Source organism: Alkalibacillus aidingensis, assembly GCF_014595945.1.
In the GTDB taxonomy this organism is placed as follows: Bacteria; Bacillota; Bacilli; order Bacillales; family Alkalibacillaceae; genus Alkalibacillus; species Alkalibacillus aidingensis.
In genome coordinates this window covers 61,696-84,554 of record NZ_JABXWU010000001.1, presented here as the reverse complement: position 1 = coordinate 84,554, position 22,859 = coordinate 61,696, and the positions used below count along the sequence as shown (strand labels likewise).

The window sequence follows — 22,859 nt, the reverse complement described above, 5'->3', positions numbered from 1 at the left end:
GTTACCTCCTTAACCAGTTTTACCTTAGCTTTTTCTATAATCTGATCTCGAGTACTGGCAGTTTTATGAATTGATTATCCAGACGTTGATGTTGGTAGCTGAGCGTAGACGTCTCTATCCGTGTGATTGTGCTTCCAATCCGTGAAAATCGCCCTCCAATCCGTGAAAATCGCCCTTCAATCCGTATGAATTCAATCCTATCCGGTTCCATAAGCTCAAAAGAAAAAGCCCAGCTTAGATGAGATCCAAGCTGGACTGCTATTAAACCTAATTTTCTAACAAGGCCACTTCTTTCGGGGAAAATCTCGCGTTAAAAAAGCGTAATGTCGGTGGTTCGTAATCCATTTGTAGACCTTTAATTTGATGGCGTTTTTGATAGAGCTCAATCACTGAATCGGCGACAACATCCATATGATTGTTCGTGTAAACCCGTCTAGGGATGGTGAGGCGAACCATTTCTAGTTTGGGCTTATTATGTTCGCCAGTTTCTTTATTTCGCCCTGCTGAGACAATACCTCGTTCCATTGCACGAACACCTGAATCTAAATAAAGTGCTGCAGCAAGAGCTTGAGCTGGGAACTGGTCCTGATCCAGATGATCTAAAAAAGCTCTAGCATCTAAGAAAATGGCATGCCCTCCAATTGGACGAACCATAGGAATGCCTGCCTCAATGAGCTGATCGCCTAAGTAACGAACCTGCTGAATACGATGTTCAATATAATGATCATCTACCGATTCATAAATCCCTTGCGCCATCGCTTCCATATCGCGACCAGCCATTCCACCATATGTAGGCATGCCTTCATAAACGACGACTAATTCACGAGACCTTGTGTACAGCTCTTCATCATTCATAGCTAAAAATCCACCAATGTTAACTAGCGCATCCTTTTTCCCGCTCATCGTACAGCCATCTGAATAAGCGAACATTTCCTTTAAAATATCTTTAATCGGAGTGTTTTGATAACCTGGTTCACGCTCTTTAATAAAATAGGCATTTTCAACGCAACGAGTTGCATCGTACATTACATCAATCCCATGCTCTTGGCAAAGCTCATACACCTCACGCATATTCGCCATACTCACCGGTTGACCACCTGCCATATTGACTGTTACGGCTAGACAAACAAAAGGAATTCGCTCTGCTCCCACTTCCATAATTAAATTTTGTAGCTTATTTAAATCAACATTTCCTTTAAAATCTAGCTCTGCATTAGGGTCATGAGCCTCATCAATGATGACATCAACAAAGGTGCCACCGTTTAGTTCCTGGTGCGCACGAGTAGTCGTAAAATACATATTTCCTGGGACATAATCCCCGTCTTTCACCTTAAGCTGTGACAGTAAATTCTCTGCCCCACGTCCTTGGTGAGTCGGTAAGACATACTTATAACCATACACCTCTCGAACTGCTTCTTGAAGACGATACCAACTCTTACTACCCGCATAGGCCTCATCCCCTACCATGAGACTTCCCCACTGTTGGTCACTCATAGCACTCGTTCCACTATCCGTTAATAAATCAATATAAACGTCTTGACTGTCTAATAAAAACGTGTTGTATCCAGCTTTTTCAAGGGCTTGCTTCCTTTCCTCGTGTGATAAAATGTTGAGTGGTTCCACAGCTTTAATTTTGTAAGGCTCAGCCGTACGCCGTTTAGTCATCTAATCATCCTCCTTATTAAATTATCTTAATTTTCAGTTTAAATGAGAGGATTCTTAGAAACAAGCACACGAGTAAAACGATAAACGCTTTAAAACGTTAAAAGCTAGACACCTAAACAAGGTATCTAGCTCTTATCAAATTACTCATTCAACAAATAGAAATAATGAGTTAACGTTTCCATTCCTTGATCAAAGTTCTCTAGATGAAAATGTTCATTCGGTGCATGAAGATTTTCATCTGGCAAGCCAAAGCCCATTAACACTACTGGCACGTCTAAAATACGGTCTAGCTCAGCAACGATCGGGATCGATCCACCACCACGAATGTACGCAGTATCTTTTTGATAAACAGTCTCGTAAGCTTTAGCTGCTTTTTGAATAACTGGATGATCAAATGGTGTTACATATGGCTTACCTTTGTCAAAAGGCGTCACGTCCACTTCAACACCAACTGGCTTGTTGGCATGAACATGCTTCGTTAATTGTTCAACAATGTGATCTGGATCCTGGTCTGGAACTAAGCGACACGTGACTTTAGCCGTTGCTTCATTTGGCAGTACGGTTTTAATCCCTTCACCTTGGAAACCTCCATAGATACCATTAACCTCCAAAGTTGGTCGGACTGATGTACGCTCAACATAGGAATACCCTTCTTCACCATCTAATTCACTAACACCAAGTTCTTTTTTAAGTTGATCTTCATCAAATGGCACTTCAGCTAATGCGTCACGCTCTTCTTGGGAAAGCTCTGGAATATCACGATAAAAATCGTCCACCAAGATGCGATTATTTTCATCACGGAATGAATCAACAATCTTAACAAGTGCATGAATTGGATTAACCACTCCACCACCATATTCACCTGAGTGAAGATCACTGTTCGCTCCTTTGACATCGATTTGAATGCCTGCAAGACCACGCAGTCCATATGTAATCGTTGGCTTTCCTTTCTCAATTAATGCAGAGTCAGAAACTAACACCAAATCAGCCTTTAATAGATCAGCATTCTCCTCAGCAAACTTTGGTAGGTTCGGACTACCGATCTCTTCCTCGCCTTCAATCAATACCTTAAAGTTAACTGGTGGCTCTTCATCTTGATTTAATACTGCTTCCATCACTTTTAAATGCATGAAGACTTGCCCTTTGTCGTCTGTTGCTCCACGTGCATATATTTTGTTATCACGAATCGTTGGTTCAAATGGCTCAGAATCCCATAAGTGCACAGGATCTACAGGCTGTACATCATAGTGCCCATAAACTAAAACAGTCGGCTTGCTTTCATCCGTTGTATATTCACCGTACACAACCGGTTTGCCGTCTGTCTCCATCACTTTGGCATCATGAAACCCGATCTTCTTTAACTCAGCCTCTACCCATTCAGCTGCTTTAATCGTATCTTCACGATGTTCACTTAATGAGCTGATACTAGGAATTTTTAAGAAGTCCTCTAGCTCTTTTAAATGTCGGTCTCTTTGGTCTTTTAAATACTGAATAACCTGTTCCTTCATCTAAACCCTCCTATGTTTTTACGAATTAACCTCTATTATAAGGGAAAATAACGAATTGTGCATAAGAGTGACATATAAATCACAAAAATACAGGCAAATGAGCCATTAGAAGACATAACAAAAGATAACCATAGGATGAGGAGCCATGATGTCACCATTAAAGAAATCAAATGAAGATCAACGTACTTCATACATTTTCCTTACCATTGCCATACTAGTTTTATGTCTGTGGTATTTTCAACTTGAACCACCTGAACAAGTAGAACCACATGATTTCTTTGAACATGATCATGAAGGTCCTCTCGTTATCGCTCACCGGGCAGGTGATTTAATCGCACCTGGTAATACGATGACAGCCATTGAAAAGTCATACGATTTAGGTGTTGATATAATTGAATTAGACATTCACCTAACCAAAGATGAAGAGCTTGTCTTAATTCACGACCCTACCGTTGATGGAACAACAGACGGTGTCGGATACATTACCGATTTTACCTTAGATGAATTTTTAGAACTAGATGCCGGATATCACTTTGAAGATGAAAATGGAAATTATCCTTACCGTGGTGCGGGTGTTTATAACCCAACATTACGAGAAGTGTTCGAACAGTATCCTGATATGAAATATATGCTCGAAATTAAACACACCATCTCACCTGAATACCATGAAACAGTAACCAAAAAATTATGGGATCTAATCGTCGAGTACGATATGAAAGACCAAGTATTAATCAGCTCTTTTGACCAAAGTATCATTCAAGAGTTCAACAAATTTGGAGAAGGTGAAGTCGCACTAGGATCAGGAAGAGCAACTGCCTTCGATTTTGTTTTCACTCACAAACTTTATATAAGAAATCTTTTTCAACCAACAGGACACGTGATTCAACTACCCAAAGATAACAAGTGGTTTCGATTTTTCGATGATCAATTAATTGCTGGCGCTAAACGAATTGGCATGCAAATTCATTACTGGACTATCAATGATGAACAAACGATGCGTGAGATGATTGATGCAGATGTCGACGGGATCATTACCGACCGACCTGATTTATTAATCGATATTTTGGAAGAAAAGGGTTTGAGGTAGTTGGTCAATGTGGGGAGTTTGTGGTGTGGTAGTCTGGCGATCTGGTTGGTGCATCATGTAGTCAGGCGCGCACGTTCAGGAATTAACGGGACCAATCCGACAGACAGCAAGTGACTCTGGGGCCAATTAAAAAAGCGCAAGAGGCATAAACCTCCTGCGCTTACACTTAAATTACTCTTCAATCACAAATTCAAATGAAGCCTGTAGTTTAACTTCCTTACCGATTAAAACGCCACCTGTTTCAAGTGGTGCATTCCATGTTAAGCCGTAATCTTCACGGTTAATAGAACCTTCCACGTCAAAACCAGCAACCATGCTACCACTCATTGGGTCTTTAGCAACACCATTTGCTTCTACTTTAAATGTTTCTTCATTAGTGACGCCTTTGATCGTAACATCTGCAACGATTTCATATTCAGAGTCATTAATTTTTTTAACTAACTTACTTTCTATAGTGATTTCTGGATACTGTTCAACATTAAAGAAATCTTCAGACTTTAAGTGACCATTACGATCTTCATTATTCGTGTCAATAGAATCTGTGTAAATTGTCGCTTTCACATTTGCAGATTGTAAATCATTAATATCGCCAGTGAAATCTACATCAAAGTTTTGGAACTCCCCTTTTGCTTTTGACACCATCATATGCTTAACCTGGAAGTTAACTGCACTGTGCACCTTGTCTAATGTAACATTTGCCATAATAAAACTCCTCCTCAACCTTTTTGTTATTAACTTACTTTATGTAAGTAAGTGTATAATGAATAGTCAATAAAGTCAAGTTAGTTAGTGAGTTTTCTTTTCAAGAGTTTTTAGTTATAATATAAGTAAGAGGTGAAGACCTATGGCTGATCAAACTATTTGTCCAAAATTTGAAAAAGCATTAACAATTATTAATAAACGTTGGGCAGCTTTAATTATTTTTCAACTTCTTGAAGGTTCGCAACGTTTCTGCAATATAGAATCAAGCATTGGTGTAAGTGGACGTGTATTATCTGAACGATTAAAGGACTTAGAAAAAGAAGGACTCGTTAAAAGAACTGTCTATGACGAGACTCCTGTCCGGATCGAATATTCACTTACCGAAAAAGGAAAATCCTTAAAACCTGTCCTCCAAGCAATTCAAGAATGGGCAGATCATTCAATAGACCTTAATCAGAACGATTAAATCCTTAGCAATTGCTAAGGATTTTTTATTTGCCCGACCATAGAAGACGCGTCTCTCTTAGTTGGTTATTTCGTTATAAAGAGCAAGTCTATCGGGCATTTCTCCTGGCATCCGATGTCATTTTGGTCTTGAGAGCACGTCTATGTGGTCATTTCCCCTGCGTCCGAGGTTACTTTGGTCTTGAGAGTAGTTACCCCGATCATTTCCCCCTCCCTTCCATAAAATTTTTTCTTAACCACTATTCCCGATATAACGCGAATTCCCCCGTCGGTCGAAAAGAATTTGTCCCATTAACCCGTATACACCCTCCTATAGTCTAGTGTTATTTTCAGAGCTTTTGTCTTTTTACGTACAAAAACCACTCTAATCGCTCAAAACGCCCGTCATGACTGGGATAGAAGGTGTCGAAATATCCTCTTAACTTTTGAGTCTATTAGCTCAAGGAAGTTCATATGCCTTTAGAGAAAAGCTTAGATACACTCTTTTTATTAAAAGGTGGAGAGCTTTTCTAAAAATAAAATAATGGAGGGAATCGAGTGAAGAAATGGTTCAGTAAACCGATTTTAATTTTAATCGCATTAATGCTTACGTTTTCATCAATGGGCTTTTCACATTCATCTAGTCAAGACACAGGTGACACATCAAGGCTAGCGACCATTCATGGTGATTATGACTTTAAATCTGATACGGTGGCCACAGTCATCGTTGAATTAGAAGAGCCTTCGATTATCGAGGCCAAGCATACTGGTCAAAGCCAATCTAGAGGGGACTTAGCCAAATCTAGGCAACAGGTGATGGACCGTATTGCTGAGTCTGCTCCAAGTAGTTCTTTTGATCGTGAGTATGACTATCTTTTCAGTGGCTTCTCAGTTGAAGTTAAACAAAGTGAATTACGTGACTTAGCTAGTGTTGAAGGAGTTCAGGCTATTCACGAAAATGTCTCATACCAAGCAGAAACCATTGAAACAGTCGAAATTGGTGGCGATGAGGTATCTGCTAATATGATAGACAGTGCACCATTTATCGGTGCTAACGATGCTTGGGAGAATCTCGGTGTCACCGGTGAAGGTGTCACTGTTGCGGTAATTGATACAGGGGTGGATTACACGCACCCTGACCTATCACATGCTTTCGGTGATTATAAAGGTTGGGATTTTGTTGATCAGGATGATGACCCACAGGAAACACAACCTGGGGATGTGGATAATGCTGATGACTTGACTAACCACGGTTCGCATGTCGCAGGTACTATAGCGGCAAATGGTGCCATTAAAGGTGTCGCTCCTGATGCGAATCTTCTAGCTTACCGTGTTTTAGGTCCTGGTGGAAGTGGTGCAACTGTTGACATCATTGCTGCCATTGAACAGGCCGTACAAGACGGTGCTGATGTGATGAATTTATCATTAGGTAATACCTCTAATGACCCTGATTATGTCACATCTATAGCATTAGACAACGCAATGGCTGAAGGGGTCATAGCCGTTTCTTCAAACGGTAATAGTGGTCCATACGAATGGACTGTTGGCTCTCCAGGAACAAGTCGTGATGCCATTTCGGTTGGTGCGACAGAGCTTCCATATATGACTTATGATGTGGAAATCGCAACAGAAAGTGGTTATAATTTCTCATCAGCTTCTTTAATGGGGCACTCTGGTGAAACAGACTTAATGGCACTTAATGATGAAGAATTTGAATTTGAATTTGTTGGATTAGGTTCAGCTGATGAATTCGATGAAGTGGATGTCGAAGGAAAAATCGCGTTAATCGAACGTGGTGAATATCCTTTTGTTGATAAAGCAGCAAATGCTCAAGCAGCTGGAGCTGTTGGTGCGATTATTTTCAATAATGTAGAAGGAGAACAACCTGAAATAGCAGGTATGGCTGTTCCAACGATTAAAATGTCTCAGGCAGACGGTCAGCAACTCCTACAAGAGTATGAAGAAGGAGACAACACTGTTTCTATCGACATTGAGGAAGCTGGGATGATGGGAGAAACGGTTGCTGACTTCTCATCTCGTGGTCCCGTACTTGACACTTGGATGGTGAAGCCAGATGTATCAGCCCCTGGTGTCAATATTATCAGTACAGTCCCAACGCACAACCCAGCGCAGCCTCACGCATATGCATCTATGCAGGGAACGAGTATGTCAGCTCCACATGTAGCTGGTTCAGCGGCATTACTTGTTCAGGAGCATCCAGACTGGGACCCTCAAGAAGTTAAAGGTGCCTTAATGAACACAGCTGAAAAGCTAACTGATGAAAATGGAGACGTTTACCCTCATAATACACAAGGTGCCGGTAGCGTTCGTATTGTCGATGCACTCACAACAGAAACATTAATGGCTCCCGGCTCTTACTCATTTGGAACTTTTGAAAAAGACAACGGAAAACAAGTCGAGCGACAACATTTTGAAATCCAAAACCTTTCTGATAAGGACAAAAAATATGATATTGACTTTGAATTCTTCGATGGCGAAGAGCACATTAAAGTCAATTCAAGTGATAACCTAAATGTCAAAGCAGGCGGAACCAAACAGGTTAACCTGAACGTACAAGTCGATTCTAGTAAACTAGAACCTGGATACTACGAAAGCATGATCACACTCACTCATGAAGATGAAGTGATCGAGATTCCATCCATTCTATTCGTACAAAACCCTTATGAAGTGGTCCCAGGATTAGATGGTTTGTATGAATCAGGAAGCTTTACATTAGAAGACGGTATATTCGACGTATCAGTAAACCTCAAAGTCGATGTTGACTACGTAGAATCCATGATCTATACAAGTAACTTATCACCAGTTGGAACTATAGATGTGCAAGAAAACTTACCAGCAGGTGAAAACAATTTTGAAATAGATGCCAATTCGGCGCTAGATCAACTACCACCTGGAACATATGCATTGGTAATTTGGGTAGGTAAAGCAGGATTTAGTGAAGAAGGATGGATTTTAGGTGAGTTTGAGGTTGAAGAAGATGAGGACGAAGAAGAAACTGATTAAGGTGGATCAATAGGCTGAGGAAAATGGTTTATAATTAAAGTCAGACCGTACAATGAGCTAATCTTTTTACTCATTGTACGGTCTTTTATACGCTTCATTAAATACTCCACTCTGCGCCAGATTGATTCAATCTCACTCCTGAAATAAATCGATTGTTTTTTAGTCGACCGACATTCATTGATCCAAGTCACGCTTCAATTCCAGACCGAACTAGCCTCTCCTTTGCCACCTTATTCAAACGCTTAATCTCTGCTTCTCTTTTCATAGCTTCTGACTTTGTTTTAAACTCTTCTTGATAAACAAGCTCAACAGGCAACTTTGCTCGCGTATATTTCGCTGCCTCACCCGCTTGATGTTTAGCCACTCGCGCCTCCACATCATTCGTATAACCCGTATATAAAGAACCATCCTTACAACGCAACATATATGTATAAAACATTTCACTTAACTCCTTTAATAAGATGATCCTTTTTTCCGTGTAGGAAAAAATTCATTCTATAGAATCTCTATTCAAAAATAAATCAGTGGATTAAGCAATTATTGTTGATGATTCCACAATTAATCTTAAACATTCGTCAATTATTCAGACGGATCCATCAATAAAAATTACTATTCATCATTAAACCCACTCATTCACCAATAAAGATAATCTAATTTTTATCTTAATTTAAAAATCCGAATCTGTCACCGTTTCAACACCATTCAATTTGGCAACAATGCTCATAAAAGGAGTGATCATAATGTTTCACACTGCCCTTACGATTGTTTTAATCATTGCATTAATCCATCTCTTAATCGTCAATCGTCAGAAAACCAAACAATCGGAACAACTATATCATTTTCTTAATAAAAATGAAGACTTAAAACGAACTCTCGCCATGGGTCTCTACTACCGATTTAATTTCAAAAAAGACGCAGATACCGGTGAATTCAATGAAAAAACAACAAACTTATTTATTCAACAGGTTAACTATGAATTTGAAGGTTTCGTAGCCGAAGTCATGAAGGCTAAATTTGGTGGCAATCCAATTGTTACTGGGAGAATCGGTGATTATGGTGTGGATATTAGGCACCACCGAGAAGATGGTCTCTATCTCGGTCAAGTCAAAGCTTACAAAAATGACGTGCCATTCGATGCGATTGCCATCATCCACTCCAACATGATCAAAGAAAAAGCTAAAGGTGGATTCATCGTAACAACAAGTGACTTTACTGACAACGCCAAAAAATACGCCGAGTCCCTGAACATTGAACTGATTAATGGCCAACAGCTCATCACCTATTTACTCGAAGGACTCGAAAACGAAGAAAAAGAAATCATCGGAGGACAACCCTCAGAAGCCTAACCCATTTACTGACAATTTTTAAGTATCAATCAACGTAAGTAGGAAAGATTATTAGTAAGACTAAATTAGGAGTGAAGACCACTATGACATTAAGGTTACAGCACATAATCATTCCTTTCATTCTTATCTTACTAATCATGAACCTTAGGCCAGTTCAAACCGTTGCAGAAGAACAATGGCCTTTAAGCATATGTGTCGCAGAACATGAACAAAAACAGCAAGAATACAATGATAAGGTTCTACAAGCGATTATTGATAATTTTAAATTAGACCTAACCGGCTATGTTGAACTGACCTTTGATGATTTAAACCTAATTGAAGGACAAAGTATGCATGATCATTACGATAAACTCACATTACAACACCTTTTCGTTGGCACCAGTCAGGGCGATAGAAGATTATTTATCAAAGGTGGACTAGATGGTAACCAAGGTTATTTACTCTTCCAACGACCAGACGGAAATCATGTCAAAAAAACGATCTCCAAAACAGGTAACGTCTGGCTGATCATGTCAGAAGAAGAACTACCTGCTGAAAAAACCGACATGCCTTCGATCGATTGGGATCGATGCGAAAAAGACATGCCTCTATAAAACACGAAAAGAGCTGTTTTCAAATGTCATTATACCTAACATCTGGGACAGCTCTTTTTAGCTTTCAATAACTACCAATTCTCAATAAACTCCACTACCTCATCCAAGTCACTTGAATAATACTCAAGCCCATCCTCACTAATAACTAGCGCAACTGGTAACTCCTCTTCAATCTCAAACGCTTCGATTAAGTCATAAGCAGGAACACCATCACGGTGACGAGCATCTCCAAACCCTCTGACCGCTTCATAATCGATCAAGAACTCAAGTTCAACAAAATCAAACTCATCATGCCTTTCCTCAGGATCGGAAATGATCCCAATATACAGTTCATCTGATCCCTCTGGTGGCGCCATACGACCAACCATTTCATCCTTGGTTACCGTCTCATGTATTAATAGGTCAGTTGCAAACTCATTATCCCCCTGTTCATAATCAGTAATATCATATTCTAAATAGATTTTATCCCCTTCATTTAAGTCATCGATGGAAAGCTCCTGATTATTTTTGTCAACCACCTCAAGATCATCTGTTTTCTCCACTTTAAGCGTATATAGCATTGAGTCGACCCCATCATACCCCAGTTCATGAATCGCATGATCAGCCCGAGCTTGTGAAATATTCAAATCAATATACTCGTCTGATGTTCCTAAAAAATATGTTCGAATCACTTGGTCAGTAAAATGCAACTCCTCATCAAACGCCTCTTCCCAAATGTCTATATCTGAATTCCCACTATCACCAGACTTAGCTTCATCTTGATGATCAACAGCAGTACCACAAGCCGTTAAAAGTAAGACTAGACATATAAATAAACACCTTTTCACCATAGTCAGACCCCCTTCACCCTATTAGACGAAAGGAATAATGAAATGTTTCGGGGCCAGGACACATAAAAATCACGTGGAACTCATGGCCAATTCACGTGCCAAATCACCCTACTGAATTTATCATTAGATTTAGCCCAAACTCCTACCTACTGTAATCGCCCCAAATAATAACCACCAAGGAAGATCGTCACAATGAGCACAAAATGAACAATCACCCATCCAATTTTTCCAAACCGAAGATGCTCAGCCTTAAGTGGTTTTCGCAAATGATCCGGAATGACTTTCCCACCAAACCACTCAAAAAAGAGAAAATAAACCCACCACCACGTATAAGAATCCCACAAATCCCACTTGAACTCATATTGAATAATGTCCGTATAGATCAATACTAAGGATTCAAACAACATAACGCCATGAACTAAAACCCAATAAAAAGGCAATTTCCAAGCCCATTTCTGAGGACTATAACGAACAGACAGCAACACTAAAAAAGGCACGGCTAACGTCATAGCTATAATCGGCATCTCAGACAGTTGTGGAAACAAACGATATGGATACGTATAAAAATCAAGCGTGACGAAAATAAAACACAAAACATTCCCCACCATCGCACTAGCAAGAGCCAACAACCCAAACCGTTTCCAATCCATCCGCAAATAAGAAATAAGACCAATTAATCCCACCAAACAGACACTAACTAATAGGTAAGATTCAATATTAAACCCAATATTAATATATTTATCCACTACTGAAACCCCTCGACTGATTAATATGTTCTTATTATGATGTTTCAGATAGTAGTTTATGTAAATATATGTCATCAAGCTTTTTAAAGCAATCTTATCTTCTTATTTAAGTGTAGCAATCTCATTAACCACCGAATCGACTTCCGTACTATCTTTAATGACAAATAGATGATCCGCTTCACCTTCTACTGGGTCCTTAACATCTTCTTTTAACGAATCAGCTTCCTGGCGTTGTAGTACTTCTTCAAAACTTGAAGCGCTTCTAAATATATTAGTACTACGCTGACTATGGCTCACACGTTCTAAAAGAACCTCATCAGGCAGATCAAAATGAACCAAAATTCGGACAAACTCATCTTTTGGAAATAGCTCTTTTAGTAAGTACATGCGCCCCTGATGACTTCGATTGGAATTACAAATGATTAAGTGAGAGTCCGTATATATTTTGGCATAATCAACAATCACTCTAGAAATCGCATGTTTAAGCGTATTCGGTCCCTTTTTTGGCTGTAATTTTGCGTAGTAACGATTAATAAATTCAGCATGATAATCTTGATCCATCACAACTGAGTTGGCTAATTGCTTTTCTAGCTTCCTCGCAAAAGTCGTTTTCCCACTATGGGTTTTACCAACTGTGATTATAACCAGCCTTTTCATGACATCAACTCCATTGGTTATCGTTTAGTTTGTCGTTTAAAATATAAACACCCACCTATTGTTGATGTTCCTCAACAAAACGTTCCACCCAGTCTACATCCACCGGTCCGTTGACGACACGATAAGGACCAGAACCTAGATCCAGCACACGCTCTTCATAAACGGACGTCATAATAATTGGTTTCTTAATGGTATGAATCGTAAACCTGAACCCTCGTTCTTTTGAGACATCGCCATCCCACTCACCATGGCTCATCCGTTTCACGCGATATTGACTCAAAAATTCAATTAACTCTTCTACATGTTCCTCATCATCCGTTCTCCATTCAAACTGTGTACCTTCATAGAAAGCCAATGATTGGACATTTTCTAGGTTAAAGTTAATCGCATAATCTAAATCTTTCTCTCGGTATTCATGATAAATGTCCAGCGCGAATAAGGTCACTGGAATAACAACCACGACCGTCACAAAGATCATCTTAAACCTTTTGCTATATGGTTGATCGACATTAAAGGAATATTTCACAAGTTTTTCAGATAAAAAGGCTGTTAATGGAATCAAACCGAAAAGATAAACAACAATCACCAATAGATCGAGTAAATCAGACTTCCATCCCCACGGAATCAATGAATGGTAAAGTAACCGGTAGATATACGTGTATATAATTAGTAAAACAATAAATGATAGAAACACTAATGATTTTTTCAACATTTAATCCATGACCTCTTTCAACTCATTTTCCAAAAACATCTTATTCAGTAGAGACCACTCGATCTTCCACCTTAATTTTCAGAAGCATGACGATCTCATCCTCTTCGATCATTCTTTCTACCGATTCTTCATCCTGTAAATCAACTGGTTTAAGAGCCTGACTTTTTCGATAGACTGCAAGAATTTCTGGTTCTTCTAACTCTAATTCTACAGCCTCATTTTCGATTGCATAACTCCAAGTACTAGTAAAACCTGACTCTAACTCAATATCAAATTCAGTTGGTTGAGATCCAACACCTGGGGCAAAGAGAAAGGCTAAATATCCCACGGGATGGGTTTCAATCAATCCAAACCCTAATTTCCCCTCTTCTATCTCAGACGGGCTGTTTCCATAAGATAATTGGGTTATCGGTTCAGACTCCATTTCCCCATCGACATACCTTTCCACCCAAAGATTCACCCAGCGCTCATCAGCCCTTGGTAGATAAAAGTCAAAATCAAAAAGAATCCCCAAATTTAAATCAGCAAACGTCTTCTCATATTCAGAATCCTCATTCTTTGAAATCGTCGGTGCGTCTGAATCCTGCCCAACAAAACAACCACTCAAAAGAAGTGCAGTACTCATTATCAACCACGCTAACGTTCTTTTCATCCATCTCACCTATCTTTCAAACGACCGTAACCGGTAAATTTTAAATGTCCATTAATTCAGCTGTCACCATGTCCACCATTTTAGTTACTAATATCATAAATAAATATTAACACAAAATTCCAAAAATTAAGAGTTCGATATTAGAAATTTCTTCCTTCCTCCATAAACACCACGCCAAAAAGGCATATACGTTCGTCTTGGTGTGCATATTTTCCTATCAATTTCATATAAATGAACTAACCATAATAGATTTGGGGGATTGATGATGACGAATTCAACGGACATGGAATTATCAGAGGAACTGTTAAAGCGATACTATGAATTAAACCAACAAAAACTTGAGATAGACAAAGAACTAAAGCAGATCAAAAAGCAGATTCATAACTACTTAGATGAAACCTATGGAAAAGAACAAAAAGGCGAAGTGAAGCTAGGAAGATATAAAGCGCAGCGAGTGATCCGATCATCTGTTAGCTACGATGACGAAAAGACGGTAAAGAAATTAAAAGACTTAAACTTAGAAGAATTTATTGAAGTCGTTAAACGGCCAGATACTAAAAAGTTAGAAGCCGCGATGGAACTAGACTTGGTCGATGATAATGAGTTTGCCGATTGCAAAAAGAAAAAACAATCCCAAGCTATTACCGTTAAAGAATTAAGTTTGTAGTTTCGGGTGGTTTTGTTATGAGTGGAGGGTGAAATTTTTGTTCAGACGGGGGATGGTATTCTCTCTTCCCGGTTATCGCATTTTGGGTGGCTTTGGGTCAGTGAGAACATCCCTCTCTTCCCGGTCAGCGAATCTTGGGCGACTTTGAGGCAGTGAGAACGCTCCTCTTTTCCCGGTCAGCGCATCTTGGGGGGCTTTTGGGCATTGAGAACGCTCCTCTTTTCCCGGTCAGCGCATCTTGGGGGGCTTTTGGGCATTGAGAACGCTCCTCTTTTCCCGGTCAACGCATTTTGATTGGCTTTTGGGCATTGAGAACGCTCCTCTTTTCCCGGTCAACGAATTTTGATTGGCTTTTGGGCAACGAGAACGCTCCCTTTTCCCGGTCAACGCATCTTGGGGGGCTTTTGGGCAACGAGAACGCTCCTCTTTTCCCGGTCAACCAATCTTGGGTGGCTTTGAGGCATTGAGAACGCTCCTCTTTTCCCGGTCAGCGCATCTTGGGGGGCTTTTGGGCATTGAGAAGGCTTCTCTTTTCCCGATTAGCGAATCTTGGGGGGCTTTTGGGCATTGAGGCAGCCCCTCTTTTCCCGGTCAGCGCATCTTGGACTACTTTGGGGGATACGAGACAGCCCCTCTTTTCCCGGTCAACAAATCTCAGACGACATATAGGCATTGAGACAGCCCCTCTCTTCCCAATCAACCAATCTCAGAAAACAATTTGGTTCTTCTGTTGCACATAAACAACTTTACCATTCTACCTTCTCATCATCGCTCTCTGTTACCATCTCAATATTTATATCCTGCTCAACCTTACCTTGTTCCTTCATGACCTCATAAAAGTCAGACTCGCTGTCTTTGATTAGATCAAACTCTTCTTCAGTAATCAAATCACGCCCTATTGTGGTAAGGGCTGTTTCCATTGGATCTCCATTAGCAAAGGATCCAACGACATCTGTCACATGAAGATATTTCTTACCGACTTTAGGTGAAACGGCTATGGTTGGCTCACCACCTCGGTCATGGTAATTAACAATACGATACGTTTCCTGTTCATCTTCACTAAAAGGCTCAACCAGCAACAATAACCCTTTACCTTTGGCCACTTTAAAGATTTTCCCATCATCGCCCTCAATCCATTTCCCTAAAAATGGAGCGATCTTTTCTTCAAATTGTTGGTGTTCCTTAATTAGCTCCTCTCGCTCACGCCAATCCATTTGCACCACATCATCACGATCAACATCACTGCCACAGACATCACAATGATACTTATATGGGAATACAAAAGGAATCCAGCAAAACAAAATACCAAACGGAACAACGATTGCGAGTAACAGGCAAACAAGGACACGAAGACCCATTGAATACCCTTTCTCCAAACTATCACTCTTACACTTCGGACATATATTCATATTTTCACTCCTTATTCAAAACCCACTAACTTCAATGTTATTTTTTTATGTTCCCTCAAAAACAGCCCTTTAGCTACTGAAAAATGAACCAAACCTTCTTTTCATCAACCTTTCACAACCTATCATACAAAAATATCCATCTACTACTATACATTGTTTTCAGCGTATACGTAACCCTTATTATCAAAATATTCAAATCGAAATAAAATCAGTAATAACTTTTGATACAACAGATTAAACACTAAATTATCGTCCTCGTTCACGGTGACACGACGACCACGTTCATAGCAAATAAAAAACGTACCGAGCATGACCCGATACGCCTAATCACATTATTCCTTTTTCATTTCCTTAAATAAAACCATCGCTCGTTTTCCATAAAAGAAAGCTAGGACTCCAAGACCTACCACAAAAACCACACTAAAGAAAATCCATAAATAACCTAAATATTCCGGTGCCGCAACACTCACTGCAGCCACTAATAATATACCAATCAATAAGTACGTTAAGATTCGTGCGATCATAAAAAAGAACCTCCAACAAAAAAAGTATTGACATTTATAGTATAAGCTATTATATTAATACTTGTCGATAAATTAATATTATGTATTCAAACGACTCCGTAGCTCAGCTGGGAGAGCGCCACCTTGACAGGGTGGAGGTCGGTGGTTCGAGCCCACTCGGAGTCATAGGGTGCCAAACCTAACTAGACCTCCCTCGCCTTAACGGCCCGGGAGGTCTTTTCACGTTCTATCTTAAATTGGGTTAGTGCAGATTACCAGTATAACGACCATAAAGGATACAACATTATCCCCTCTGCATTAGGATGTTTTTTCATATGTTAAACATTGGTTGTCCTACTAAAATATGCGTATTATGACGTATGTTTGTAAGGCCTAGTAAGTCAATCACTTGTTGGTTGACCTTTCTATTTCATTATCCATTGTCTTCTCCCCATTAACCCCATCTTACTTAACAACGGAATTATTAATTTATAATTTTATATCTAGTTTAATAATATTTCGCCCACAGATGTCATTTTGACAGATTTGGTCTCTTTTGTATGATGTTATGAACATTAGAAGTACCAATAGTTTCATGTGCATCTCACCTAAAATAAATAAAACGAATACTTCATATCACCCTGCAACAAAGTAGTTAGTCTGATCAGTTTTTTTATAAAGAGATATTATTATTATTGAATGTGACTCTATGTAGGATTAGAGGGATAGTAATTGCGTATTTTAGTTAGTTTGGTTGAAAAACTCTTTGATCTGTTTATGATCCAAGTCAAATGGCTTATTTTCTGAGAGATAGTCTCTATTTTCATGTGATTGCTTGAATTCACTTAGGGCCTCACCCATTTGTTGAGTTGAAGAAGTAGTACTGTCACCTGAACCACTAACCCCTGCGTTGTAATCGCTATCATTAAGCAAACTATACAACGTTATGCAATTATAATTTCCCATACTAAAGCGGGTATAAACAATTTGTTGTCCTGCTTTATTGAAACCAAAAATGTCATGACCCATAAAATTTCTCCTATCAGTTTCACAAATATAATTTAGAAAAAGATACTTAGGTAGGACAATGAGAGATAAGCGACGTATCTATTGTTATGCGAAGATTTCTTTAGATGGATAACTTCGTTAAAGAAATTGAGATAGATCAAGTAGAATTTCCGAGTTGAAACAGGGGGAATGTGAAGTATTCTCTATAATCATTGCACGAACATATATTCTTGTCAATGTTAACGATTTATGAAGATACTAGTAAATTCTTAGATACTATGGTGATCAAAAACCAAATACTACTTTTCACAAATTTATACATCCTCTCTCTTCTATGTTAAGATGTATAAAAACAAATTATGGGAGAATGTGGTATGAAGGATCTAATTTTCGAGATAAAGAAGTTTAACAGCACTGAATTGAATCATTTACATACTGTATATCTGAATAACTATCCTGTTGTGTACATATTGTACAATCACAATAAAAAGCCAACTGCTTACATTGGACAAACTGTTCATGCAAATCGAAGACTTCAAGATCACTTAAGCGATCCTAAACGAAAAGTTCACGAGCAAACTATTCTGATCGGTCATGAAAAGTTTAATCAGTCTGCAACATATAACATTGAAACTAATCTCATTAATTACTTTATTGCTGATAATCATTACAAACTTCAGAATGTCAGTCAGACTACTAACAAAAAGATGCATAACTACTACCAGAAAGAACTTTATGACAAAGAGATATTTAATCAAATATGGACAAAGCTTAGAGAAGAAGAAATTGCTCAAAATAGTTTAGAAGACTTACAAAATAAAGATATTTATAAAATCTCACCTTATAAAGAGCTATCTGAGCAGCAACTGGAAATTAAAGAAAGTATTATTGAGTTTTGTAAGAAAAATGCCCAAAAGCCAGGTCAGCATGTATTTGTTGTTGAAGGCGACTCTGGAACTGGAAAAAGTGTATTGTTGAGCTCCCTGTTCAATACATTACAGGATTATGCTAATGATCCAAGTTCTTCACTATATAACACCAATAACTATTTATTGGTTAATCATAGTGAAATGTTAAAAACGTATCACAACATTGCCTACAGTTTACCTAACTTAAAGAAAAAACAATTTAAAAAACCTACACCATTTATTAATTCTATGGATAAAACAAATGAAAAAGCTGATATCACCTTAGTAGACGAAGCACATCTATTACTTACTAAAGAAGATTCATATAATAACTTTAGATATGATAATCAGCTAGATGAAATTATAAAGAGGAGCAATATCACTATTGTTATTTTCGACCCTAAACAAGTCTTAAAAATAAAGAGTTACTGGAATGAAAAGTTATTACAGGAGATCACTAACCAATATAAAGCCGAAACACTAAAACTTTCCCACCAATTCCGTATGAATGCAGCTCCTGAAACATTAGAGTGGATTGACAACTTTGCTGCAAAGAAGTTGAAACCTATTCCTTATAAAGAAAATCATGAGTTTGAGTTAAAAGTGTTTGAAGACTCGGAACAATTTAAACAAGCAATTACTAAGAAAAATACTCAATATGGTCTAGCTAGGATAGTATCAACTTTTGATTATGTTCATAAAAAAGATGGTGACACATATTATGTAGATCCAACTGGTATCAACATGCCGTGGAATATCACCCATAATAATAAAACATGGGCAGAAGAAGCGGATACTATTTATGAAGTCGGCTCCATCTATACGGTTCAAGGGTTTGATTTAAATTATGTTGGCGTTATTCTAGGCCCATCAGTTAGCTATGATGAAAAAAGCGATCAACTTTTTATTGATCCAGATAAGTACCAAGATAAAGGCGCCTTCACCTCAAGGAAGGATTTATCTGCAGAAGAAAATGAAAGGATTAAGGAGGAAATAATTCTTAACTCAATTAATGTATTAATGAAACGTGGCATCCATGGACTTTATATATATCCAACTGATCCAAAGCTAAGAAAACGTCTACTACAATTGAAAGGAAACGATTAAGATGAACGATATTAATAACCTAATCAATTCCATTAACAAATTCAGAGATGAACGAAATTGGCGACAGTACCATAATCCTAAAGATTTAGCCATTTCTATCGCAATTGAAGCAGCTGAGTTACTAGAAGACTTTCAATGGAAAGACAGTGAAGAAGCATTAGAATACAACAACGATAACATACAAGAAGAAATAGCTGATGTTTTAATTTACTCCCTAATGTTGTCTTCAGATCTAGAACTAAATGTCGAGGAGATTATTCAAAATAAACTAAAGAAAAATGCCAAAAAGTACCCTATTGAGAACGGCTAATAGTCATCTTTAACTAATTTAAACTTACCATCAAATAAAGCAGGTGCCATACCATGAACGTCACGACTATACTCAATATCAACATAAAACCATTCCTATACCACCTCTCTCTAGTCATCATTGGGACGGGTATCATTGGGGCTGGTTGGAATAGTTCGAGAAACGAGGCTGTTTTGATTGCGTTTCTCTTAATGTTGTTGTTGCATTTTATCGTTGGTTTTTTACTCAAGAATTATCACGCTTGGTATAAACCCTGTTATCTGTTCTACTAGTTTTTATCTTTCATTTCATCCTATTTATTTACGGTCAACTTTCCAATATTGAGTTTCAGTCTTTAATTGATTATGTATTTATTATGTTTAAGTTCCCTTTCTTATATCTCTTAGGATGGGATGGACCCAATTATCCGTTATTGGTCACTTTCCTACCGTCCTTGTTATTATGGTTTGGTTTAGAGAGTAAGCGTCTCATGGTCAAGTCTAGACACAGACCGAACTGATAGTGGGAAAGAACCGGAAGCCGGCACACCTTATCTAGAAAAGCTTCTTCTATTTAGCCAATCAATGTTTATTAATAGATTCTACAAAAATCAAAAGCGATCCCAACAACGGGATCGCTTTTTCCTTACCTTATATTTTCTGGTTCTACTTAAACACTTGTACTTTTCTCCGACTCTTAAACGAGAACACTGTTAAAAATAAAGATACAAACAGGAACATGAATCCTAATAACTGCCAGCCCGTCAGTACCTCACCAAATACTGAGACTCCCACTAATACAGCAATAACAATTTCAATGGAAGATAGGATCGTGGCTTTGCTAGATTCAATATAGGAAAGCCCAATAGTATACAACAGGTATGCTGCCACTGTTGAGACGATGACGATTCCAAGAATATTGATCCAGACTTCTCCATTCATAAAGGCTTGGTGATGTTCCCAAATGCCACTTGTTGGGATTAAGAATATAGCACCACAAAGTAATGCGTAAAACGTAATCGTAAATGGATGATACCATCTGCTGACGTTTTTTCCGACTAGGCTATAGGTTGAACAGAAAAATCCAGCCAGTAAGCCATATATAATGGTTTGAATCGTTAATGAGAATTCTCCAATTGGTAAGAATTCGATGGCAAATGCACTTCCAGTAATAGTTAGGATAATGGCAATGATTTTAGGTAAGGTTAGTGCTTCATTGAAAAAGATTTTAGCGATGATGGCTGCAAAGACGGGTGATGTGTAGACGAATATGACGGCGACTGAGAGTGATGCGAGATCCATGACTTGAAAGTAGAACCAGTTGAAAAAGGCGATACTTAAAACGCCAAGTGCAATGAAATACGGTAGATCTTTCAATCTGATTTTCAAATGGTTTCTAGCCACGATAGCGAGCATGATTAGTAGAATTAAGCTGGAAAATGTTAAGCGTAGTGTGACGACTTGCCATGGTGTAAATCCATATGCATACAGGTTTTGGACAAACAGACCGGTTAATCCCCAGAAACCTGCACCAAGGATCACCATTCCATAGGCAATAACGTGATTCATTCTCATCGTTAAACCCTCCCTTTTCTCTCTATCTATCAGGTTCAGGTCAAACTACTAAGAAGTTTGATTTAATTGTGTCAAGCGTGTTAATCTTACAACGGTTTGAAGAAATATTCAATCTTATTCGTGAAAAAATTTTTACCAAATTTTATAGTTATTTTATTTCAGCGATTTCGCATCTAACATACGGCACAATAATTGGTGTGAACTTAACGAAGGACCAGTTGTGTTTGGTGATTAATTAATCACAAAATTCTTCCTTCCATGTAGTCGAATGGTGCCATCTTCTAAATATTCAACCCCATTTTTAAAAGAATATGTTTTATCTCCTTCAAATGTACCACAATATCTCAACTTTCCGCTCTCATCGTATAAATGACCTTCAACATAACACCTTGCTCCGTAGTAAAAACGGGGTGTTGTCTTGAAGGTACCTTTAAATTTGACTTGGCCGTTTTTAAAATATTCGATTCCCTTCCCCACATATTGCAGCTCTTCTGTTTCTCCTTCATATCGTATGGTTCCATTAGGGTAATAATATTTGCCGACTCCTTTTGGTTGACCCTTGGCAAATTCTCCGATATACCACTTATGACCGTTTTCCCAGTAGGCAACCCCGTGGCCATGTGGGACTTGATCGATCATTTCACCTTGGTATTTTATTGAACCGTCCTCGTAATATAATAGCCCGTTATTCGTCATGTGTTACTCTCTCCTTTTCTAAGCGTCTTCTCTTTAATTCTCTAGTATTGGGTTCCCACTTGACCGGAAGATTTAGTTAGTTCGCCGGTTAACGTTTTGATCATCGTCGTCTTTCCAGATCCACTCGGTCCAAGCAAGCCAAAGATCTGCCCCTTTGGCACCTGAAAAGTTATATCTTTTAATGCTTCGTTATTGCCATAGCTTTTACGTAAATTTTCTACATGGATTACTTGTTCCAAAGCTCCTTCTCCCCCTCTAAATCTCTCTATTTAAATACTATCATAGTTAGGTTAAGATAGTGACTCCCATTTTATATGTTTACCTTTGATAATTCATAATCCCCTTTTTCACTTACATCATTTACCAGTTTATAACGTTCAAGTTTATGTTAAGATATACGTTTAACTCATTCGCTCTGTTACAGACAAAACGATTTAATGATCAACACTAAACTTTAACAGAGCCAACTCATTTAAAAATACTTGGTTAAATAGATATCTTATTGATAAAGGGGGTCATGATCTTGGCAAAAAAATCCATGGTCGTTAAACAACAGCGCCAGGCAAAGTTCAAAGTTCAAGAATATACACGGTGCGAACGCTGTGGCCGACCACACTCTGTCCTGCGTAAATTCAAACTTTGCCGAGTATGTTTCAGAGAATTGGCTTATGAAGGTCAAATCCCGGGCGTTAAAAAGGCAAGCTGGTAAAAAAAGTCAACCTAAATTTAGGT

Annotated in this window: 23 protein-coding genes, 1 tRNA gene and 1 pseudogene; 10 read left to right on the top strand and 15 right to left on the bottom strand. The window is 38.5% G+C overall.

Going from position 1 to position 22,859, the window contains the following annotated elements; genetic code table 11:
- Window positions 1-267: 267 nt before the first annotated feature.
- Window positions 268-1,665 carry a tyrosine phenol-lyase gene (locus tag HWQ49_RS00430; protein ID WP_188205602.1) on the bottom strand — a complete coding sequence of 466 codons (1,398 nt, stop codon included), beginning with the start codon at window positions 1,663-1,665 and terminating at the stop codon, window positions 268-270.
- Window positions 1,666-1,805: 140 nt separating this feature from the next.
- On the bottom strand, window positions 1,806-3,173 hold the full coding sequence (locus tag HWQ49_RS00425) for a dipeptidase (RefSeq protein WP_188205601.1): 1,368 nt from the start codon (window positions 3,171-3,173) through the stop codon (window positions 1,806-1,808).
- Between the two features lie 145 nt (window positions 3,174-3,318).
- Here HWQ49_RS00425 and HWQ49_RS00420 point away from each other — a divergent pair, with 145 nt between their 5' ends.
- On the top strand, window positions 3,319-4,260 hold the full coding sequence (locus tag HWQ49_RS00420) for a glycerophosphodiester phosphodiesterase (RefSeq protein ID WP_188205600.1): 942 nt from the start codon (window positions 3,319-3,321) through the stop codon (window positions 4,258-4,260).
- Window positions 4,261-4,431: 171 nt separating this feature from the next.
- Here the strand turns inward: HWQ49_RS00420 and HWQ49_RS00415 are convergent, their stop codons facing one another.
- The gene (locus HWQ49_RS00415; RefSeq protein WP_188205599.1) at window positions 4,432-4,962 is read right to left on the bottom strand and encodes a YceI family protein; all 531 of its coding nucleotides are present in this window, start codon (window positions 4,960-4,962) and stop codon (window positions 4,432-4,434) included.
- A 142-nt stretch (window positions 4,963-5,104) separates the two neighbouring features.
- Between HWQ49_RS00415 and HWQ49_RS00410 the strand changes: the two genes are divergently transcribed.
- Together HWQ49_RS00410 and HWQ49_RS00405 are read left to right on the top strand one after the other, a co-directional pair.
- On the top strand, window positions 5,105-5,428 hold the full coding sequence (locus tag HWQ49_RS00410) for a winged helix-turn-helix transcriptional regulator (RefSeq protein WP_188205598.1): 324 nt from the start codon (window positions 5,105-5,107) through the stop codon (window positions 5,426-5,428).
- A gap of 536 nt (window positions 5,429-5,964) precedes the next feature.
- Window positions 5,965-8,430: a S8 family serine peptidase gene (locus tag HWQ49_RS00405; RefSeq protein WP_317450885.1), complete on the top strand. Its 2,466-nt coding sequence runs from the start codon at window positions 5,965-5,967 to the stop codon at window positions 8,428-8,430.
- Between the two features lie 187 nt (window positions 8,431-8,617).
- Here the strand turns inward: HWQ49_RS00405 and HWQ49_RS00400 are convergent, their stop codons facing one another.
- Window positions 8,618-8,869: a GIY-YIG nuclease family protein gene (locus HWQ49_RS00400; RefSeq protein ID WP_188205597.1), complete on the bottom strand. Its 252-nt coding sequence runs from the start codon at window positions 8,867-8,869 to the stop codon at window positions 8,618-8,620.
- Window positions 8,870-9,170: 301 nt separating this feature from the next.
- Here HWQ49_RS00400 and HWQ49_RS00395 point away from each other — a divergent pair, with 301 nt between their 5' ends.
- Both HWQ49_RS00395 and HWQ49_RS00390 read left to right on the top strand, forming a co-directional pair.
- Complete coding sequence (locus HWQ49_RS00395) at window positions 9,171-9,776, top strand: restriction endonuclease (RefSeq protein ID WP_188205596.1); 606 nt, start codon at window positions 9,171-9,173, stop codon at window positions 9,774-9,776.
- A gap of 83 nt (window positions 9,777-9,859) precedes the next feature.
- Complete coding sequence (locus HWQ49_RS00390; protein ID WP_188205595.1) at window positions 9,860-10,369, top strand: hypothetical protein; 510 nt, start codon at window positions 9,860-9,862, stop codon at window positions 10,367-10,369.
- 71 nt (window positions 10,370-10,440) lie between these two features.
- Here the strand turns inward: HWQ49_RS00390 and HWQ49_RS00385 are convergent, their stop codons facing one another.
- The 5 genes from HWQ49_RS00385 to HWQ49_RS00365 all read right to left on the bottom strand — a co-directional run bounded on the left by HWQ49_RS00385 (window position 10,441) and on the right by HWQ49_RS00365 (window position 13,966).
- Window positions 10,441-11,199 carry a hypothetical protein gene (locus HWQ49_RS00385; protein ID WP_188205594.1) on the bottom strand — a complete coding sequence of 253 codons (759 nt, stop codon included), beginning with the start codon at window positions 11,197-11,199 and terminating at the stop codon, window positions 10,441-10,443.
- 146 nt (window positions 11,200-11,345) lie between these two features.
- The gene (locus HWQ49_RS00380; RefSeq protein WP_317450884.1) at window positions 11,346-11,945 is read right to left on the bottom strand and encodes a CBO0543 family protein; all 600 of its coding nucleotides are present in this window, start codon (window positions 11,943-11,945) and stop codon (window positions 11,346-11,348) included.
- 102 nt (window positions 11,946-12,047) lie between these two features.
- Window positions 12,048-12,602, bottom strand: a complete 555-nt coding sequence (locus HWQ49_RS00375; RefSeq protein WP_188205593.1) for an ATP-binding protein — start codon at window positions 12,600-12,602, stop codon at window positions 12,048-12,050.
- A 55-nt stretch (window positions 12,603-12,657) separates the two neighbouring features.
- Window positions 12,658-13,314, bottom strand: a complete 657-nt coding sequence (locus HWQ49_RS00370) for a hypothetical protein (RefSeq protein WP_188205592.1) — start codon at window positions 13,312-13,314, stop codon at window positions 12,658-12,660.
- A 40-nt stretch (window positions 13,315-13,354) separates the two neighbouring features.
- On the bottom strand, window positions 13,355-13,966 hold the full coding sequence (locus tag HWQ49_RS00365; RefSeq protein WP_188205591.1) for a hypothetical protein: 612 nt from the start codon (window positions 13,964-13,966) through the stop codon (window positions 13,355-13,357).
- A gap of 265 nt (window positions 13,967-14,231) precedes the next feature.
- Here HWQ49_RS00365 and HWQ49_RS00360 point away from each other — a divergent pair, with 265 nt between their 5' ends.
- Window positions 14,232-14,633, top strand: a complete 402-nt coding sequence (locus HWQ49_RS00360) for a hypothetical protein (RefSeq protein ID WP_188205590.1) — start codon at window positions 14,232-14,234, stop codon at window positions 14,631-14,633.
- A 746-nt stretch (window positions 14,634-15,379) separates the two neighbouring features.
- Here the strand turns inward: HWQ49_RS00360 and HWQ49_RS00355 are convergent.
- Complete coding sequence (locus HWQ49_RS00355) at window positions 15,380-16,042, bottom strand: hypothetical protein (protein ID WP_188205589.1); 663 nt, start codon at window positions 16,040-16,042, stop codon at window positions 15,380-15,382.
- A gap of 332 nt (window positions 16,043-16,374) precedes the next feature.
- Complete coding sequence (locus tag HWQ49_RS00350; RefSeq protein ID WP_188205588.1) at window positions 16,375-16,566, bottom strand: hypothetical protein; 192 nt, start codon at window positions 16,564-16,566, stop codon at window positions 16,375-16,377.
- Between the two features lie 92 nt (window positions 16,567-16,658).
- On the opposite strand from HWQ49_RS00350, the gene HWQ49_RS00345 reads away from it, so the two are divergent.
- Window positions 16,659-16,731, top strand: a tRNA-Val gene (locus HWQ49_RS00345).
- Between the two features lie 555 nt (window positions 16,732-17,286).
- Here HWQ49_RS00345 and HWQ49_RS00340 read toward each other — a convergent pair.
- On the bottom strand, window positions 17,287-17,574 hold the full coding sequence (locus tag HWQ49_RS00340; RefSeq protein WP_188205587.1) for a hypothetical protein: 288 nt from the start codon (window positions 17,572-17,574) through the stop codon (window positions 17,287-17,289).
- 353 nt (window positions 17,575-17,927) lie between these two features.
- Between HWQ49_RS00340 and HWQ49_RS00335 the strand changes: the two genes are divergently transcribed.
- Entirely contained in the window at window positions 17,928-19,568 is a 1,641-nt protein-coding gene (locus HWQ49_RS00335; protein ID WP_188205586.1) for a DUF2075 domain-containing protein, read from the top strand.
- Between the two features lies 1 nt (window position 19,569).
- The gene (locus tag HWQ49_RS00330; protein WP_188205585.1) at window positions 19,570-19,878 is read left to right on the top strand and encodes a nucleotide pyrophosphohydrolase; all 309 of its coding nucleotides are present in this window, start codon (window positions 19,570-19,572) and stop codon (window positions 19,876-19,878) included.
- A gap of 644 nt (window positions 19,879-20,522) precedes the next feature.
- On the opposite strand, the gene HWQ49_RS00325 is transcribed toward HWQ49_RS00330, so the two are convergent.
- The 3 genes and pseudogenes from HWQ49_RS00325 to HWQ49_RS00315 all read right to left on the bottom strand — a co-directional run.
- Window positions 20,523-21,431, bottom strand: a complete 909-nt coding sequence (locus HWQ49_RS00325) for a DMT family transporter (protein WP_223154907.1) — start codon at window positions 21,429-21,431, stop codon at window positions 20,523-20,525.
- Between the two features lie 231 nt (window positions 21,432-21,662).
- Window positions 21,663-22,127: a toxin-antitoxin system YwqK family antitoxin gene (locus tag HWQ49_RS00320; protein ID WP_188205584.1), complete on the bottom strand. Its 465-nt coding sequence runs from the start codon at window positions 22,125-22,127 to the stop codon at window positions 21,663-21,665.
- Between the two features lie 59 nt (window positions 22,128-22,186).
- Window positions 22,187-22,366 (bottom strand): annotated as a pseudogene (locus HWQ49_RS00315) (ATP-binding cassette domain-containing protein); the annotation flags it as partial.
- Window positions 22,367-22,650: 284 nt separating this feature from the next.
- Between HWQ49_RS00315 and HWQ49_RS00310 the strand changes: the two are divergent.
- Window positions 22,651-22,836, top strand: coding sequence for a type Z 30S ribosomal protein S14 (locus HWQ49_RS00310; protein WP_188205582.1), 186 nt, complete (start codon window positions 22,651-22,653; stop codon window positions 22,834-22,836).
- The last annotated feature ends 23 nt before the right edge of the window (window positions 22,837-22,859 follow it).

Excerpts from the sequence above, each read along its gene's own strand:
- HWQ49_RS00430 (WP_188205602.1), bottom strand. The coding sequence starts at position 1,665 with ATGACTAAACGGCGTACGGCTGAGCCTTACAAAATTAAAGCTGTGGAA.
- HWQ49_RS00425 (WP_188205601.1), bottom strand. The coding sequence starts at position 3,173 with ATGAAGGAACAGGTTATTCAGTATTTAAAAGACCAAAGAGACCGACAT.
- HWQ49_RS00420 (WP_188205600.1), top strand. The coding sequence starts at position 3,319 with ATGATGTCACCATTAAAGAAATCAAATGAAGATCAACGTACTTCATAC.
- HWQ49_RS00415 (WP_188205599.1), bottom strand. The coding sequence starts at position 4,962 with ATGGCAAATGTTACATTAGACAAGGTGCACAGTGCAGTTAACTTCCAG.
- HWQ49_RS00410 (WP_188205598.1), top strand. The coding sequence starts at position 5,105 with ATGGCTGATCAAACTATTTGTCCAAAATTTGAAAAAGCATTAACAATT.
- HWQ49_RS00400 (WP_188205597.1), bottom strand. The coding sequence starts at position 8,869 with ATGTTTTATACATATATGTTGCGTTGTAAGGATGGTTCTTTATATACG.
- HWQ49_RS00395 (WP_188205596.1), top strand. The coding sequence starts at position 9,171 with ATGTTTCACACTGCCCTTACGATTGTTTTAATCATTGCATTAATCCAT.
- HWQ49_RS00390 (WP_188205595.1), top strand. The coding sequence starts at position 9,860 with ATGACATTAAGGTTACAGCACATAATCATTCCTTTCATTCTTATCTTA.
- HWQ49_RS00385 (WP_188205594.1), bottom strand. The coding sequence starts at position 11,199 with ATGGTGAAAAGGTGTTTATTTATATGTCTAGTCTTACTTTTAACGGCT.
- HWQ49_RS00375 (WP_188205593.1), bottom strand. The coding sequence starts at position 12,602 with ATGAAAAGGCTGGTTATAATCACAGTTGGTAAAACCCATAGTGGGAAA.
- HWQ49_RS00370 (WP_188205592.1), bottom strand. The coding sequence starts at position 13,314 with ATGTTGAAAAAATCATTAGTGTTTCTATCATTTATTGTTTTACTAATT.
- HWQ49_RS00365 (WP_188205591.1), bottom strand. The coding sequence starts at position 13,966 with ATGAAAAGAACGTTAGCGTGGTTGATAATGAGTACTGCACTTCTTTTG.
- HWQ49_RS00360 (WP_188205590.1), top strand. The coding sequence starts at position 14,232 with ATGACGAATTCAACGGACATGGAATTATCAGAGGAACTGTTAAAGCGA.
- HWQ49_RS00355 (WP_188205589.1), bottom strand. The coding sequence starts at position 16,042 with ATGAATATATGTCCGAAGTGTAAGAGTGATAGTTTGGAGAAAGGGTAT.
- HWQ49_RS00350 (WP_188205588.1), bottom strand. The coding sequence starts at position 16,566 with ATGATCGCACGAATCTTAACGTACTTATTGATTGGTATATTATTAGTG.
- HWQ49_RS00340 (WP_188205587.1), bottom strand. The coding sequence starts at position 17,574 with ATGGGTCATGACATTTTTGGTTTCAATAAAGCAGGACAACAAATTGTT.
- HWQ49_RS00335 (WP_188205586.1), top strand. The coding sequence starts at position 17,928 with ATGAAGGATCTAATTTTCGAGATAAAGAAGTTTAACAGCACTGAATTG.
- HWQ49_RS00330 (WP_188205585.1), top strand. The coding sequence starts at position 19,570 with ATGAACGATATTAATAACCTAATCAATTCCATTAACAAATTCAGAGAT.
- HWQ49_RS00325 (WP_223154907.1), bottom strand. The coding sequence starts at position 21,431 with ATGAGAATGAATCACGTTATTGCCTATGGAATGGTGATCCTTGGTGCA.
- HWQ49_RS00320 (WP_188205584.1), bottom strand. The coding sequence starts at position 22,127 with ATGACGAATAACGGGCTATTATATTACGAGGACGGTTCAATAAAATAC.